Genomic DNA, 15,459 nt, shown 5'->3' with positions numbered 1-15,459 from the left:
TAGTATATTTGTTTCCGGAATATGAGCGCAGAAAAAGCAAGACCGTTTTTTGAAAATCATTTTGGGGAAAAGAGTTCTTCATGGATTGCTTTGGCGGCCAGCGGATCGGCACGTGAGAATTTTATCGGCGAAAACAGCCATGGGAAATTTGTGATCACCGCTAATAAAAACATCCGTGAAAATGATAGTTTTCTCTATTTTTCTCAGGTTTTTTCTGATTTGAAACTTAATACACCTAAAATTTTTACGGTAAATGAGACGCGCGATATTTACATTCAGGAATATCTGGGAAACCGTACGCTTTCTGAAGTGCTTGCCGAAGAAGGTTTGTCTGAAAACGTCCGGGATTTGGTGAAACAGACATTGGAAAAACTCTATCAGCTTCAAAAAACAACCGCAGGAAAGATTGATTATCTGCAGACTTTTGAATATGAAAAGTATGACGAACTGCCCGTGACGCACGATCTGTATTATTTTAAAAACTTTTTCGTCGATGTTTTAGAGATCGAATATCACCGTTCTTCGCTACTGAAAGAGTTTAAAATAATCGTAGAGTTTGTTGAAAATCTGCAGCCAAAAGGACTGATGATCCGCGATTTTCAGGCAAGAAATATCATGGTGAATTACCGCGGCGAAGTTTCATTTATCGATTATCAGACGGCGATGTACGGACCGCTGATGTATGATGTTATTTCTTTTCTTTTTCAGGCGAAAGCAAACTTTCCGGAAGATTTTAAAACAGAAATGCTGGACTATTATCTTTCCTTTTTTAATGATAAAACAGAGCAGATTGGTCTAAAAGAAAGTCTTGAACCCATGAAACTTATGCGTTTTCTGCAGGTTCTGGGCGCGTACGGTTTTCGGGGGATCATTCAGCGGAAGCCTCACTTTATCGCAAGCATCAATACAGGCATCGAAAATCTTCATCATCTAAGTGAAACTTGGGAAGGAATGAAAAATTTCCCCGAACTTCAAAAGCTTATTTCAGAGCTAAAAACAGAACATACGCGCATCAAAATTGATGAGCTTACCAAAAAATAATTCAGTTTAAAAATTTAAAACAACACAATGTTACATATCGATATTCATAGTTTTTCGTATAAAAAAGGCGGCATTCCGAAAGATGAAACCGGCAACGGAGGCGGTTTTACGTTCGACTGCCGTGGAATTTTGAATCCGGGACGCGTGGAAGAATATAAAATACAGACCGGAAACGACATCGGTGTGCAGGAATATCTCGAGAAAAAAACCGATATGCCCAAGTTTCTGGAACTGGTAAAAGAAATGGTGTCTATCAACATCGGTAATTATCTCGGCCGTGGTTTCGAAAACCTACAGATCAACTTTGGCTGTACCGGTGGACAGCATCGGTCGGTATATTCTGCAATAAGAATTGCAGATTTTATTGAAAAAAAATATGGTGATAAAGTGGAAATCAGTCTGCACCACGATGAGCAACACCAGCTGAATTCCGGATTTTCAGAAATAAAAAACACCATTTAACTTCACCCTAAATTCCCGCTCTTACAGATTACAAATGAAGGCATTGATTTTTGCGGCCGGAAAAGGCACCCGACTGAAACCTTTTACCGATCATCATCCTAAAGCTTTGGCAAAAGTAAACGGCGCACCGCTTTTGGAGCGCAACATACAGTATTTAAAAAGTTTTGGGATAAATGATTTTGTGATTAATGTGCATCATTTTGCAGATCAGATTATCGCATTTTTAAAGGAAAATAATAATTTCGGCTGCAAAATTGAGATCTCAGATGAGTCTGATGAACTTCTGGAAACCGGTGGCGGACTCCTTTTCGCAAAAAGATTTTTAGATCACGGCGAAGATTTTATCATCATGAATGCAGATATTCTTACAGAAATCAACATTAATGATCTGGTAAAATCTCATCAGAATCTCAGTGATTTTGCTACATTAGCAGTCTCTGACCGTGACAGCAGCCGCAAACTGCTTTTTAATGATGAATTGGTTTTGCGTGGCTGGATGAATACGGTGAGTGGCGAACAGCGGCTGGCAGAATTTAATAAAGATTTCAGACCACTGGCTTTCAGTGGTGTACACTGTATTAATCCCCGTATTTTTAAGAAAATAAAAAGAACAGGAAAATTTTCGGTGATGGAAGAATATCTTGATCTGATGCAGAATGAAAAAATTCATGGTTTTCTTCATGAAAGTAGACTGATTGATGTAGGAAGGCCTGAATCTGTAACAGAAGCCGAAAAATATTTTAAATAAAAATGGCAACAGACAAAGAAAATAAAGAACAAACCCCAATAAATCCTGATTTGCAGCAGGCGGAATCTCTTTTGCAAAACAGTCTCAGACAGAAAACCTGGGACGAAATAGTGACCAAAGATAGCTGGATGGTTTTTAAAATCATGTCTGAATTTGTAAACGGTTATGAAAAAATGGCGCGTATCGGCCCGTGTGTTTCGATTTTTGGTTCGGCAAGATTAAAACCCGACACTAAATATTACGACATGGCAGTTGAGATTGCTGAGAAGATTACCAAAATCGGCTTCGGAATTATCACCGGCGGCGGCCCGGGAATTATGGAAGCAGGAAATAAGGGCGCGTTCAACAGCGGTGGGAAATCAATCGGTTTGAATATCGATCTCCCTTTTGAGCAACATTTCAACCCGTACCTCAGCAAACTGTATTCAATGAATTTCGATTACTTTTTTGTGCGGAAAGTGATGTTTGTGAAGTACAGTCAGGGATTCGTAGTGATGCCCGGCGGTTTTGGAACTTTGGATGAACTTACCGAAGCAATTACGCTAATTCAGACAAAAAAAATCGGAGCTTTTCCAATAGTTTTGGTGGGAACCGAATTTTGGAGCGGTCTTCTCGACTGGTTCAAAGATACGCTACTGAAAGAAGGAATGATTGCTGAGCAGGATCTTGATCTTTACAGAATTGTAGATACTGCAGATGAAGCGGTGGCGCATATCAAAGCTTTTTATGATAAGTATACTGTGAATGTTAATTTTTAGTGGCATCCTATTTGAGCGTTTATATTAACACAGATGAAAATTTACAATAAAATGAAAAAATTAATTGTTCTTACAGGGATCTTTTCGGTCCTGATTATGATGAGTTTCGGTGTCGCCGATTTTTTCTCATCAATGACAAAAATCGATTATAATGACGGAAGCAAAACGTTAAAATTCACCACAAAGATGAATACAACGCATATTTCTGACGCTTTAAAAATAAACCGCAGCACAGCAGGTTTTGAGGCTGAAGTAAAAAAATATGTGAATAATAACTTCGATGTTTTTGTGAACGGAAGCAATAAGACGCTTACTTTCACCGGTAGCCAGGTGAGTGGCGAGACTGTTTGGGTGTATTTTGAAACCTCAAATATCGATGCAATTAGTAATTTAAAAATTAAAAACACGATACTGCTGAGTGCTTTTCCGAAACAGATTAATCTTGTGAATGTTGCCTATAAAGGTGATCAAAAAACAATGAATTTTCAGCGTGGAAAGGAAGTAAACGAAGTTTCGTTCTAAAAGAAAATCTAATAATCAAAAGCCGTTCAACAGAGCGGCTTTTTTTATTTAATTCCCTTTGATTTTAAACTCATCAATCTGCCAGGTTGCTGCCGAAAATGAGGTAGAAGTATATTTAAAAGCAATCCGTACATTTTTTCCGAGAAACGCATTAAGACTTACATTTCCAGAATTTACCCAATCACCAAATGCGAGATTATTGCTGTCCAAAGTTGCTGGCAATAAAAACCAAACCGTTGTCGCAGGATTTCCCGTGTAATTATCTGTAGCATACACCTGCAGCGAATTTCCTGCGTACCGAACATCTGACACAAAACTCAGCGCAGCTTTACTTTTTCCCGCCAAACTTACAGGCTTCGATATCAGCCAGTCTTCATTAGCAGTATTTCCGCCGGAAAAACCGTTGATCACGGCATAATAATCATTTCCATTGCTCACATTTGATGTTGCCCAGGTTTGCGTACCAAGAACATTTACAATCGACCAGTCTGTCGAGAATCCGCCGACGGCAAAATTTTCTGTATACAAAGTGGGCAGCGTTTCATACACCGAACCGTCGCACCGTGGAAGATCCAAATCAGCGCCCAAAAGATCAAGAATAGTCAGCTGAAAACTTCCGTTAAAAATTCCAAGAATTCCTTTCACATCACCTCTGCCTGATTCTACAATTTCGGAAGCAAAATCTGCAAAATTACTCGTTCGTAAAGTTATCTGATTACCGTTGCAGTCTTCAAAGGTTCTATTGGTGGCAATAGCTCCCGCATATTTCCGTTCTAAATCTGATGTGATAAACTGCAGGTTTTTAATGGTTATAAATTTGCCGACGTCTGCCGTTGTAAGCTGAGAAATCTGTTTCTCTGTGGCTACTACATTCGTGGAGATTTTATTTGAATCAAAAAAATATTTATAAACATCCTGTTCGGGGATTCTGCCGACACTTCCGTTGAAAGCAGCGCCCAACTGAATTTCACCTGAAACATTTCCTATAACCAGGTTTTTGAGTTTTACATAAAGTTCTTTGCCAACCATAAAACGTGCATCATTATAAAGATCAAGCTTATCAATATTTATCCTGATCCCGCCGCTGGCATCTTCCACAAACAGATATTTATAAAGATTTCCAGATTTATCATTCCCGGTAACTTTTGCTTTTAAGACAAAATCTCCGCTGACTGTTGATAAAGTTCCGGTGTAGAGTTGCTTGATTTCCGCCACGGTTTTCTGTGTCAGTCCGGCATCGCTGTATTCGCAAGGATTTGCCGTGATGCCATCAAGACGAGGAAAATTATTCATTTCCAGATCTGAAACTTTATTGATAAAAAGCTGGTACGTCGAATTGTATTTAGAATAAATGCCTACAAATTTTCCGTTTCCTGCAGGCAAAATCTGATTGGCAAAAGAGGCAAAACCGCTGTTTCTCACAATTCTTGCTGAAGTGCTGCTCGCATCACGAATTATTTTCTCTTCAGTAACGCCCGGCGGCGCAAAAGTCGTACACAAAACCCGGCTATCAAATTCTGCATCATTCATCTGAATCAGGCATCCGATATAGCGGTCGTTTGCAGAAACCATCTGCGCAGAAGTAAGCACAAAAGGGACAATTTTCTCTCGCACCGTACATGATCTAAAAATTTTATCTTTAATCAGCGGTTCAGGAATCCGCGAGACAGCCGTCGTATTTGATGAGCCTGCTTCCTGTATTCCAAGCTGTACAACACCTCCATAAACACCGACGGCCAGGCCGGCCAGCTTTATGTAAATTTTCGATCCCTGCGGGAATTTCGTATAGACACTAAGAAGATCCACGCTGATGACAAAACCCTGGGTTGGATTTTCAGGTTTGTCCTGAATATAAATAGTCTTGTAAATATTGCCGGTTTCGTCGGTAGAAGAAACGTATCCTTCAACAATCTCTGTAGAGTTTTCTGGGAATACGTATACTGCGTTTGCATATTTTGCCTTAAGCGCAGATAACGTAAGATTGGGAGTCAGATCAGCGCACATATAGCCGTCTAAATCAGGATCCTGATAACTGTCATCATGTACACAGCCGGCAAACTGTATCAGTAAAAATATAAAAACCAAAAATTTCAATGTCTTATTCATAATATGATTTTTTAAAACCGCAGATAAACATTGGTGAAAAAAGTTCGGCCACGATCGTACCACAATTTTGGTCCGAATGCAGGATATTCTTTGGAAGCATCTGCGAGCGCATCCTGAAAATTAACATTTCTTCCCTGCTCAAAACCGCCGGTAACATAATCTCGGTTATTCAGCAGATTATTTACCGAAACGCTCACCACCATTCGGTATTTTCCAAAAGAGAAAGATTTTCCACCGCTGGCATTAAACATAATCTGATTGTCAAATTTTTTCTGAGCAGTCAATCTTTGAATCAATTCCGGTGTTGCTTCAGCATAAGGATCGTTGGCGGAAGGATTTGTATAGAGAAACGGCGTTTTATTTAAAGCCGAAAAATCGAGATACTGATCGGCGAGATAATTTGCAGAAGCACCGAGCCACCAGTATTTTGGCGAATTGTATTTTAAACCAAACGAATAGGCTTTTTGCGGCGTACCGGCAATTTTATATCCTTTGATATTCGCTTTTCCCCAAACTGCCTGCGAAGAACGAAAGCCATTGATGTCGTCAAAAGTAGAAACTTCAGGATTATTGGTGTACGTATATTCTCCAATGCTGGCTGCGCCTTGCGAGGAAAAAGTCGGTGTAATTTTCAGATCAAAACCAAGTTCGGCGCCCAGATACCTTTTATTCACACCGCTCATCGCTTCGTTTACCAATGTGCTGAACGTGGAAGCGGTGCCAGGCCGGTCGACATCCACAAAATATCTGCTGATTTCCGTTGCCTGATTAATCATTGTGTAAAACCCGGACACACGCAGTTTCAGAACTTGCCCGCGGAGAATATAACTGAGATCATTTGCATTAATAATCTGATTTTTCACGCCTGGCGTAAAATAATCAACCGCTCTGGGATTAATGAAAATTTCGTTAAGCGTTGGCGCAAGTGTGAAAAAAGTCCCGTTGTAAACAATGAAGTTTCTGCCATTGATTTTATAGGTGATTTTTGCTTTAAAACCGGCATTCAGGGCATCATATACCGCGCTTTTTCCTTTCGAATTATCTTTAAAACGTTGAATTCCGTTGCGGTAATCGCCGTTTCTGTAAGATTCAGAATACGCTGAAAATGCTGACGCCACAAGATTCCATTTGCTGAGATCAATTTCTGTGGAGACATTTAAACTGTACAAACTGCGGTAGAACTGATACGAATACTGTGTGCGGTCGCCGACATTTGCCGTGACATCGGGATTGTCTGCATTGTATGGCACATCAAAATTAAATGCATTAAGATTATATGCAAAACGTGCACCCAGAAGATCTTTTACCCTACGGAAATTATCAGACTTTAAATTTTGATAATTAAAATTGATATTCAACTTCCAGTTTTCGGCAAGTCTCGTATCAAAATGCGATGCAAAATTGTAGGTTTTATCTTCGTTTACATCTTCAATAATGCTGTAAACTGCACCTCGGGGAGATCCATCAGAATTATTGAGATTGAGTTTATTGGCATTGTATAAAGCTTTCCAATCGATCTGAGACTGTGCACGGAATTCATCTGGAGAGAAATTTCCGAAGCTTGGAAGTTTGCGGTAATAGGTAGGATTCGGATCGGCCGCGTGAAACCAGTCGAGCCGGCTTCTGGCATCGCTTCCGGTCTGAAAAGAAATAGTGTTAATAAGATTTGAATTTTTACCGATTTTAAGATAATCAGTCAGCATAAAAATCGGCTCAAAACTTTTTCTGATGCGCGAATTTCTCTCTTCGCCATCCTGAAATCCCCAATAAGAATTGTAATTTTTACCCAAAATATCATAAACTTCCTGCGTGTTTGGCGAGTTTGAAGATCTGTATGTCGGAGAACCAAAAGCCGTAATGTTTATCGCATGACCATCACTGAATTTTTTCTCGACCGCCCCAAAATAAGCATACGAATCCTGGTAAACCCCATCGATAATGGCATTGTCGCCCCACCGCCTGCTTCCACTCACCGTCACCGACCATCCTTTTCGGCTAACACCGGAAGAATAGGTGGCCATTGCGCGATGCATATAGCTGCGGTTTGTAAAAGAATACGCAAGTGAAGTTTGCTTTCTGTACGAGGATGCCCGTGTATTATAATAGACCAAACCGCCAAGGTTCCCGAAGGCAAACTCTGAGGGTGTCAGGTTATCGACAGATTCCAGAGGAAAACGCGTAATATCATTCAGTCCGCCCCAATTATTAAAATCAAGTCTTCCATCGTCACTTTTAGACATTGCAACACCGTTAAAAACGACATCTTCAAAACGATTGTCCACTCCTCGAGGGCGAAACCAATAAGCTCCCAATTCAAATGCCGACACATTTTGAAAAGCATCCCGACTGGCGCTCAGCAAGCCAACGGTGGGCAACATCGAGGCACCGCCATCTTCACCATCAGTTGCAGAATCGTCGATCACAACAACTCCGGCTTCTGTAGGCGCACTGAATTTTAAGATAACATCCCCAACATCTCTGCGCTGTTCGTCATCGGTGACGTCGAATTCAACTGTTTTCGTTTCAAAATTCGGTTTTGAAACAGTAATCGCATAGTGCCCGGGTTTTATATTAACAAAAATAAAATGACCTATTTTGTCTGACAGTGTATTCTCCGTCTCATCAAGATCAATTTTTGCTTGGTCAATCGGTTTACCTTCAGAATCTTTTACAAAACCATAAATGGAAGTCTGAGCATGGCAGAGAGAAAACATCGTTAAACAGACGGACATCAGGAAGAATTTTAGTTTCATTTTGATTTTTTTTCATGGTGTTTTTTGTGATATCTAAATTATAATTAAATTTGATTCGCACAAGTGATGATTTATTATTTTTCATAATTTATACTGATTCTGAAAATTATTTATAAATTAAGCACTCGAAAATCACTTTATTCATGGTAATCTGCACATAAAATTATCTCTTATAAAATTATTTTTTAAGTTAAAAATCCAGAAATGAAAAAAAACTATATTTTAATATTCATGATAATCTCAGTTGTGATATACGCGCAGCAACGGCAGGTGAAACGGGCAACGGTAGCTTTTCTGAACGTTGAAAATCTTTGGGACACCATCGCTTCTGCGGATTATATAGACGGAACTTTACCACCTGATAATCCAAAATTTCACAGAAGTATTCCGTTAGATTCTGTAAATCTATTGGAAACCACCGAAAATTACCGTGGTGAATGGAGTGATGAACTTTTGATTGGTAAAAAAGTTATAAAAAGACAAATGCTCTCAGAAGATTTCACGGCGAAAAGCGCTAAAAGATGGGGAACGAAATTTTACAATCAGAAGATTCAAAATATTACAAAAGTGATTTCTGAACTTGGGAAGGCTTACACCAATGACAATCCAGCGATCTGCGGACTGATCGAGGTAGAGAACCGAAAAGTGATTGAAGATTTAATTAAACAACCTGTCTTAGCTAAGAGCAATTACGGCATCATCCACTACAATTCTTATGATGCGCGAGGCATTGATATTGCGCTGATTTATCAGAAAAGCAGATTCGTTCCGGAGAAAACGTACACAAAAGAAATTAAAATTTACAACGAAGAAGGCCGCAGAAATTACACGCGCGGAATCCTCGTCGCCGTCGGACTTTTGGACGGTGAAAAGTTTGCCGTTTTCATGAATCACTGGCCGTCTAGAAGCGGTGGTGAAGCGGCTTCGCTCGAAAAGAGAAACGCTGCTGCAAACGTTTTAAAAACAGAAATGGATTTATTACGATTTGAAAATCCGGGAATAAAAATGGTGGCGATGGGCGATTTTAATGACGATCCCGTGAGTCCGAGTCTGCGAAAATTTTTAGGCGCAACCGGAGATCCGGATGAATTGTCAGCTGAAAAACCCTATTATAACCTTATGTACAAACTGTACAAATCCGGAGTGGCATCTCTGGCATATAGAGATGCGCCCAATCTTTTTGATCAGATTATTATTTCGCAAAACCTCTACAGCAAAGAGAAAAGCAATACAAGCTATGCACTATTCAAAGCTGAAATTTTCGCACCTCCCTATTTGATTACAAAAGAAGGACAGTTTAAAGGATATCCTTTCAGATCGTGGGAAGGAGACCGTTTTACAGGCGGCTTCAGCGATCATTTTCCGGCAGTTTCTGTTTTTCAGAGAGATTATGTGAAAAATTAAAATCATAATTTTAAGGATAATTTTTGTGTATCTTTAATTCATGAAAAAGTTGATTATCATCTTATTAGCATTTATGTTCGTTGGTGTGAATGCTCAAAATAAAAAAACTCCTGCAAAAGATAAAGAGGAAGAACCGGCACTGAAACCGGAGAAAAACGATGACGGAGAATATGATCTTATTGTGATCGATACGCAGTTTGATTATTTCCTGAATGCGATTGCAAGACCAAAAAGTCAGTACACAGAATCGTATCTTAAAAACAGAAATACGTTTCTGGTAAGCGAATGGAACTCTTATTTTACTTCAGGAAGATACCGAAATGTGATAGAATCGAGAATTGATTATGACCCGCAGGAAAAGTACGGATTGAATTTTGAGTATAAACTGTATCAAGTTTTTGCGTATGTCAATTGGCGGTACAAACTCAGGATGAGCGGACTTGGCGGAAGCGACGCCACAAGATTTTAAATAGAATCAGGCTTTGATGTAATATCTGATTCCGCTGACCAAACCTCGCGTTCCTAAAACAAAAAAGCATGCAAACGAAACCCAAAATGCAGCAGTTTCGAGACCTGTGCGAAAAGGACCGAATTTTAAAACAAAAAAGATCAGCATAAAGAAAACGCCGGTTATACGAATAAGTGATGTGTAATTTTTCATTTTTAAAAAGTTTTCACGAAGATAAAAAAAGGCTCAGAAAATCTGAACCTTTTTTATTTTAATTAAATTTTGTTGTAAAGCTCTTCCACTTTATCCCAGTTTACCACGTCAAAAAACGCTGAAATGTAGTCGGGTCTTCTGTTTTGGTAATTCAGGTAATAAGCGTGCTCCCAAACATCAAGGCCCAAAATAGGCGTCCCTTTTTTATCTGCCATTGGCATCAAAGGATTGTCCTGATTTGCTGTAGATGTTACAGAAAGGCTTCCATCTTCATTTTTTACCAGCCAAGCCCAGCCAGAACCGAATCTTGTTTTTGCAGCTTCAGAAAAATCCATCTTGAATTTCTCCATTCCGCCGAAGTTTTCAATTGCTGATTTCACCAATCCTACAGGCTCTTTGCTTCCGCCGGGAGTAAGGATTTGCCAGAACAAACTGTGGTTATAATGACCACCGCCGTTGTTTCTTACCGCTGGTTTCTCCGCGCCGTTTTCACAGATCTCTTCTATAGAAAGACCTTCAAGATCAGTCCCTTCTATTGCTTTATTCAGATTATCTATATACGCTTGATGATGTTTCGTATGGTGAATTTCCATCGTTTTTGCATCAATAGTTGGTTCTAATGCATCATATGCGTACGGTAATTTTGGTAGTTCGAAAGACATAATATAATTTTTAATGTTTATCAAGTAAAGTTAGCCAATTTTGCACCAAATTTTAAAATCATTTTTGTTTTAATAAATCTTTAACAAAAGAAAAATTGCAAGTCATCATATTTGAAATGCGTAAAATTTTATATTTGCCTCTATGAAGAATTTTTATCTGATTTTAATAATCATTTTAGTGTATTCCTGCAGCTCAAAAAACGTGTCATCAGACGAATATGAAATCATCAATGAAGCCATTGCTGAGATTGTGCAGCCTTACGGAATGACCTCAATGTCTCAGGAAGAACTTACCGAAATCGCTTCTGCCAACGGAATAAGTCTCAGCGGATCAATGAGCCAGAAAAATGTAAAAATCATTCAGGATGCTGTGGCTGAACGGCGAAAATTTGAGTTTGCTGTCGACGATTCGATCCGCCAATCGTACGCAGAGAAAGTGCAGTCGGTTTTGGATCTCGACAGCATAAAACCTAAAAACAACGAATTGCCTTCTGCTCTTTTGGATTTAAGTAAGATAAAATCTCCGGAGCATTATCAGCGCGTGGATAAACCTTCCGGAAACGGCGAATATATTGGTAAAATAATTTTAAACCGCCCGCTGATCGACAAATCCGGTGAGAAAGCATTTATTATGTATTGTAAATCCAAAAGTGGCAAAGAACAAGAATGTTATCCAAGGATTCTTACCTTTAAAAAACGACACAATGAGTGGATCAGACAGGATTAAACAAAAAAGCAGCCTTATTTCTAAAGCTGCTTTCTATTTATTTTAAATGAAAATTATTTATTCATCGACATCAGGAATTCTTCATTATTCAGTGTTCCTTTAATATTTTTATTTACAAATTCCATCGCTTCAATAGGATTCATTTCTGAAAGATATTTTCGCAAAATCCACATTCTCTGGCTCGTCACTTCATCCATCAGAAGATCGTCTCTTCGCGTACTTGACGTAATCAGATCAATTGCCGGATAAATTCTGCGGTTGGCAATTTTTCTGTCGAGCTGAAGTTCCATGTTTCCTGTACCTTTAAATTCTTCAAAAATCACTTCATCCATTTTTGAACCTGTGTCGATCAATGCGGTAGCAATAATTGTAAGCGACCCTCCGCCTTCAATTTTTCTTGCTGCACCGAAGAAACGTTTAGGTTTGTGCAAAGCATTCGCATCCACACCACCGGAAAGTACTTTCCCGGAAGCCGGCGTCACTGTATTATAAGCTCTTGCCAGACGCGTAATAGAGTCGAGCAAAATCACGACGTCGTGGCCGCATTCTACCATTCTCTGCGCTTTTGCCAAAACAAGATTTGCCACTTTTACGTGCTTGTCCGCTGCTTCGTCAAAAGTTGAAGCAATAACTTCTGCATTCACACTTCGCTCCATATCAGTTACTTCTTCCGGACGCTCGTCTATCAAAAGAACCATCATGTAAACTTCCGGGTGATTTGCCGCAATCGAATTGGCAATATCTTTCAGAAGCATTGTTTTACCGGTTTTCGGCTGCGCTACGATCATCGCACGCTGACCTTTTCCGATCGGTGCAAAAAGATCTACAATTCTCGTAGAAATCGTAGCGTTATTTCCGGCAAGGTTAAATTTTTCTTCAGGGAAAAGCGGTGTCAGATATTCAAAAGACACGCGGTCTTTGATGAATGCCATGTCCCGTCCGTTAACTTCTGTCGGTTTTAAAAGTGAAAAATACTTTTCACCTTCTTTCGGAAGACGCACAATTCCGGTTACAGAATCGCCCGTTTTCAAACCATAATTACGTATTTGCGCGGTAGAAACATACACATCATCTGGCGAAGAAATGTAGCTGAAATCTGATGAACGCAGGAAACCGTAGTTATCCGGAAGAATTTCCAGAACACCTTCAATCGTTACAAGCCCATCAAAATTAAATTCTTTTTTCTCCGGCTCATCATGTTTTTCTGCATGGCGGTTTTGATTTTGATTTTGATTCCTGTTTTGAGAATTTCCGCTGTTGTTCGGATTATTTTGGTTTCTCTGATTTTGCTGATTTGGATTTTGCTGATTCTGATTCGGCTGATTCTGATTTGAATGTTGCTGATTCTGATTAGAATTCTGCTGATTAGAATTTTGATTCGGCTGACCCGGATTCTGATTTTTCCTCGGTCTTTCCTCACGCTGTTGTTGCTGAACTGGCGCGGTTACAGGATTTTCTTCAGAATTTGTATTTGTCACAGAAACTTCAGTTTCAGTTTTTGTAGATTCTTCTGCAGGCGCGTTTGGTACGCGTTTTCTTTTTTGTTTAGACTGACTATTTGCAGGTCTTTCCGTAGAATTTACTTCTGCGTTTTCAGTCTGAACCGAAGCTTCTGCAGTTGTTTCAGCAGTTTCCTCTTTCTTTTCTTCCTGCTCTTTCGGCTGTTCTGAAACCATGTCAGCAGATTCTTCCTGTATTGCAGGTTTTGCTTTCACTGGTTTCTTAGCAGCAGGTTTTTTCAGGGGTCTTGCTTTCTCTTCTAAAACTTCAGAAACGGCTTCTGTTGCAGTTTCCGGGTTGTCTGTATTGTAATATTCCCGTGTCACTTTAGGATTAGAAGCCTGAAAATCAAGTATTGCAAATATTTTGTCATTATCTGTACTGCTGCGGGCAACTTTCACGCCCAAATCCTTTAAGATTTTAGACAGCTCCGTTACGGATTTTGACCTTAACGTTTCTATGTTAAACATAAATAGGGAAAATGTAATTTGTTGTGAATAAGAAATTTAAGTCCGGTGACTTTTATTTCAAGTGTATTGTATATTGCAAATCTACACTTATTTTTGATTTGTGCAAAATTAATGCTATTTTTGCTCTGTTTTAAAAGATTTATGCTACAAAGGATACAGACCATATTTATTTTGCTGTCGCTGGTCGCGCCCGTTTTTCTATTCATTACGGCGCAGGATGTAGATATTTTCGGTACTTTACCGGTTTTGAATGCCATTTGTGTGGTATTGATTCTCGCAGGAGCTTTAAGTCTTTTCAGCTACAAAAACAGAAAAAGACAGATTTTGCTGAATAATTTCAGCATCATTATAAACGTTTTGTTGATTGGTCTGCTGGCGTATTGGCTGCTAAAATTATCCGGAGGAATTGCTTTTCCTGAGAAGGGTATTGAGCCGCTTTTCCCATTGATCGCGGTGATATGTCTGCTTATTGCAAATGTATACATCAAGAAAGATGAGAGGCTCGTAAAATCTGTAGACAGACTTCGGTAACCTTACAACGATTTTTTTTGAGAGAGTGCAGCTTCAATTTTTTGAAGCTGTTTTTTTTATTTAAAATTTTAAAGCAAACTGTAATATTTTCACCAAAGCAGCGACTTATCGCATAATATATTTAAATTTAAAAAATCATGAAAAAACTGATATGCCTTCCTTTTGCTTTGATTTCTGCAATTTCTTTCGCGCAGGAAGTTTCGGTAGCGCGTGTAAAAGAAGTCGTTTCCACACTTGCTTCAGACGAAATGAAAGGCCGCGAAATCGGCAAACCTGAAAACACAAAAGCTGCAGAATATATTGCTACACTTTTTAAAGAAAACAATCTGGAATACTGCACCGGAAATTCTTATCTCGTGCCGTTTGATTATAAAGGACAAACTGCATACAATGTTTGCGGCATCAAAAAAGGAAAATCTGAAAAACTTTTAGGCTTTTCAGGGCACTTCGATCATATCGGCGTGAGTAAAAAAGAGGGCGACGATAAAATCTACAACGGCGCAGACGACGATGCAAGCGGAATTACTACACTTGTAGGTATCGCTGATTATTTTAAAAACAAGAATCCTGAGTTTTCGATGATGTTTATGGCTTTTAACGGAGAAGAAAAAGGGATGCTCGGCTCGCGCGCGATTTCTACCGATGCAGGTTTAGAAAAACATTACGCCAATCTTACCGCACTTTTTAATTTTGAAATGCTGGCAACAGAATCTCAGTTTGGCAAAAACGCCGTCTACATAACCGGCGACGAGTTTTCTGATCTTGATGAACTGTTTAATAAAAATGCTGTGAACGGAATTAAAATTTATCCTGATCCTTACGCCGGACAAAATCTTTTCTACCGCTCAGATAACGTAAGTTTTGTAAAGAAAAATATTATTGCACATTCGATTTCGACGGTTGACATGACCAAAGCACATCATTATCATCAGGTGAACGACGATATGGGAATCGTGGATGCCGAAAATATGAAGAATATCATCAACAGTTTCGGTAAAACGCTTGAGAAACTGTCGCCGAAAAACTTTGCCCCGAAGTATAATGATAAAGTAAAAATATAATTAAACCGTCTTATCCTATATTTTAATTAATTTTGCTTTTTCAATTTTCCTGA

15 protein-coding genes are annotated in these 15,459 nt (G+C 39.1%); 10 read left to right on the top strand and 5 right to left on the bottom strand.

Annotated elements, in window-relative coordinates; genetic code table 11:
- The first annotated feature begins 21 nt into the window (after positions 1-21).
- From ASG01_RS06235 to ASG01_RS06215, 5 genes are read left to right on the top strand one after another with little or no spacing between them, the layout of a single operon-like run.
- Positions 22-1,041: an aminoglycoside phosphotransferase family protein gene (locus ASG01_RS06235; RefSeq protein ID WP_055861460.1), complete on the top strand. Its 1,020-nt coding sequence runs from the start codon at positions 22-24 to the stop codon at positions 1,039-1,041.
- A gap of 27 nt (positions 1,042-1,068) precedes the next feature.
- On the top strand, positions 1,069-1,503 hold the full coding sequence (locus tag ASG01_RS06230; protein WP_055861457.1) for an RNase adapter RapZ: 435 nt from the start codon (positions 1,069-1,071) through the stop codon (positions 1,501-1,503).
- 34 nt (positions 1,504-1,537) lie between these two features.
- The gene (locus ASG01_RS06225; RefSeq protein WP_055861454.1) at positions 1,538-2,251 is read left to right on the top strand and encodes an NDP-sugar synthase; all 714 of its coding nucleotides are present in this window, start codon (positions 1,538-1,540) and stop codon (positions 2,249-2,251) included.
- 2 nt (positions 2,252-2,253) lie between these two features.
- Entirely contained in the window at positions 2,254-3,009 is a 756-nt protein-coding gene (locus tag ASG01_RS06220; RefSeq protein ID WP_055861450.1) for a TIGR00730 family Rossman fold protein, read from the top strand.
- A 51-nt stretch (positions 3,010-3,060) separates the two neighbouring features.
- Positions 3,061-3,531 (top strand): DUF6702 family protein, encoded by a 471-nt coding sequence (locus ASG01_RS06215; RefSeq protein ID WP_055862225.1) that lies wholly within the window; start codon positions 3,061-3,063, stop codon positions 3,529-3,531.
- Positions 3,532-3,579: 48 nt separating this feature from the next.
- On the opposite strand, the gene ASG01_RS06210 is transcribed toward ASG01_RS06215, so the two are convergent.
- Together ASG01_RS06210 and ASG01_RS06205 are read right to left on the bottom strand one after the other, a co-directional pair.
- On the bottom strand, positions 3,580-5,637 hold the full coding sequence (locus tag ASG01_RS06210) for a DUF5689 domain-containing protein (protein ID WP_055861447.1): 2,058 nt from the start codon (positions 5,635-5,637) through the stop codon (positions 3,580-3,582).
- A gap of 11 nt (positions 5,638-5,648) precedes the next feature.
- Positions 5,649-8,390, bottom strand: coding sequence for a TonB-dependent receptor (locus ASG01_RS06205; RefSeq protein ID WP_055861445.1), 2,742 nt, complete (start codon positions 8,388-8,390; stop codon positions 5,649-5,651).
- 204 nt (positions 8,391-8,594) lie between these two features.
- On the opposite strand from ASG01_RS06205, the gene ASG01_RS06200 reads away from it, so the two are divergent.
- Together ASG01_RS06200 and ASG01_RS06195 are read left to right on the top strand one after the other, a co-directional pair.
- Positions 8,595-9,794 carry an endonuclease gene (locus tag ASG01_RS06200; RefSeq protein WP_055861441.1) on the top strand — a complete coding sequence of 400 codons (1,200 nt, stop codon included), beginning with the start codon at positions 8,595-8,597 and terminating at the stop codon, positions 9,792-9,794.
- Positions 9,795-9,834: 40 nt separating this feature from the next.
- Positions 9,835-10,263, top strand: coding sequence for a DUF6146 family protein (locus tag ASG01_RS06195; RefSeq protein ID WP_055861438.1), 429 nt, complete (start codon positions 9,835-9,837; stop codon positions 10,261-10,263).
- A 6-nt stretch (positions 10,264-10,269) separates the two neighbouring features.
- Here ASG01_RS06195 and ASG01_RS06190 read toward each other — a convergent pair whose 3' ends face one another.
- Both ASG01_RS06190 and ASG01_RS06185 read right to left on the bottom strand, forming a co-directional pair.
- On the bottom strand, positions 10,270-10,455 hold the full coding sequence (locus ASG01_RS06190) for a hypothetical protein (RefSeq protein WP_055861435.1): 186 nt from the start codon (positions 10,453-10,455) through the stop codon (positions 10,270-10,272).
- Between the two features lie 62 nt (positions 10,456-10,517).
- Complete coding sequence (locus ASG01_RS06185; protein WP_055861432.1) at positions 10,518-11,117, bottom strand: superoxide dismutase; 600 nt, start codon at positions 11,115-11,117, stop codon at positions 10,518-10,520.
- Positions 11,118-11,259: 142 nt separating this feature from the next.
- Here ASG01_RS06185 and ASG01_RS06180 point away from each other — a divergent pair, with 142 nt between their 5' ends.
- Positions 11,260-11,844 (top strand): hypothetical protein, encoded by a 585-nt coding sequence (locus ASG01_RS06180; protein ID WP_055861429.1) that lies wholly within the window; start codon positions 11,260-11,262, stop codon positions 11,842-11,844.
- 53 nt (positions 11,845-11,897) lie between these two features.
- Here the strand turns inward: ASG01_RS06180 and rho are convergent, their stop codons facing one another.
- Positions 11,898-13,814 carry a transcription termination factor Rho gene (rho, locus tag ASG01_RS06175; protein WP_055861426.1) on the bottom strand — a complete coding sequence of 639 codons (1,917 nt, stop codon included), beginning with the start codon at positions 13,812-13,814 and terminating at the stop codon, positions 11,898-11,900.
- Between the two features lie 141 nt (positions 13,815-13,955).
- Here rho and ASG01_RS06170 point away from each other — a divergent pair, with 141 nt between their 5' ends.
- Together ASG01_RS06170 and ASG01_RS06165 are read left to right on the top strand one after the other, a co-directional pair.
- Complete coding sequence (locus ASG01_RS06170; RefSeq protein ID WP_055861423.1) at positions 13,956-14,345, top strand: DUF4293 family protein; 390 nt, start codon at positions 13,956-13,958, stop codon at positions 14,343-14,345.
- A 137-nt stretch (positions 14,346-14,482) separates the two neighbouring features.
- The gene (locus ASG01_RS06165; protein WP_055861420.1) at positions 14,483-15,406 is read left to right on the top strand and encodes a M28 family peptidase; all 924 of its coding nucleotides are present in this window, start codon (positions 14,483-14,485) and stop codon (positions 15,404-15,406) included.
- Positions 15,407-15,459 lie beyond the last annotated feature (53 nt).

The sequence above is a fragment of the Chryseobacterium sp. Leaf180 genome (assembly GCF_001424585.1).
Lineage (GTDB): Bacteria > Bacteroidota > Bacteroidia > Flavobacteriales > Weeksellaceae > Chryseobacterium.
This window is presented reverse-complemented; position numbering and strand designations above follow the sequence as displayed.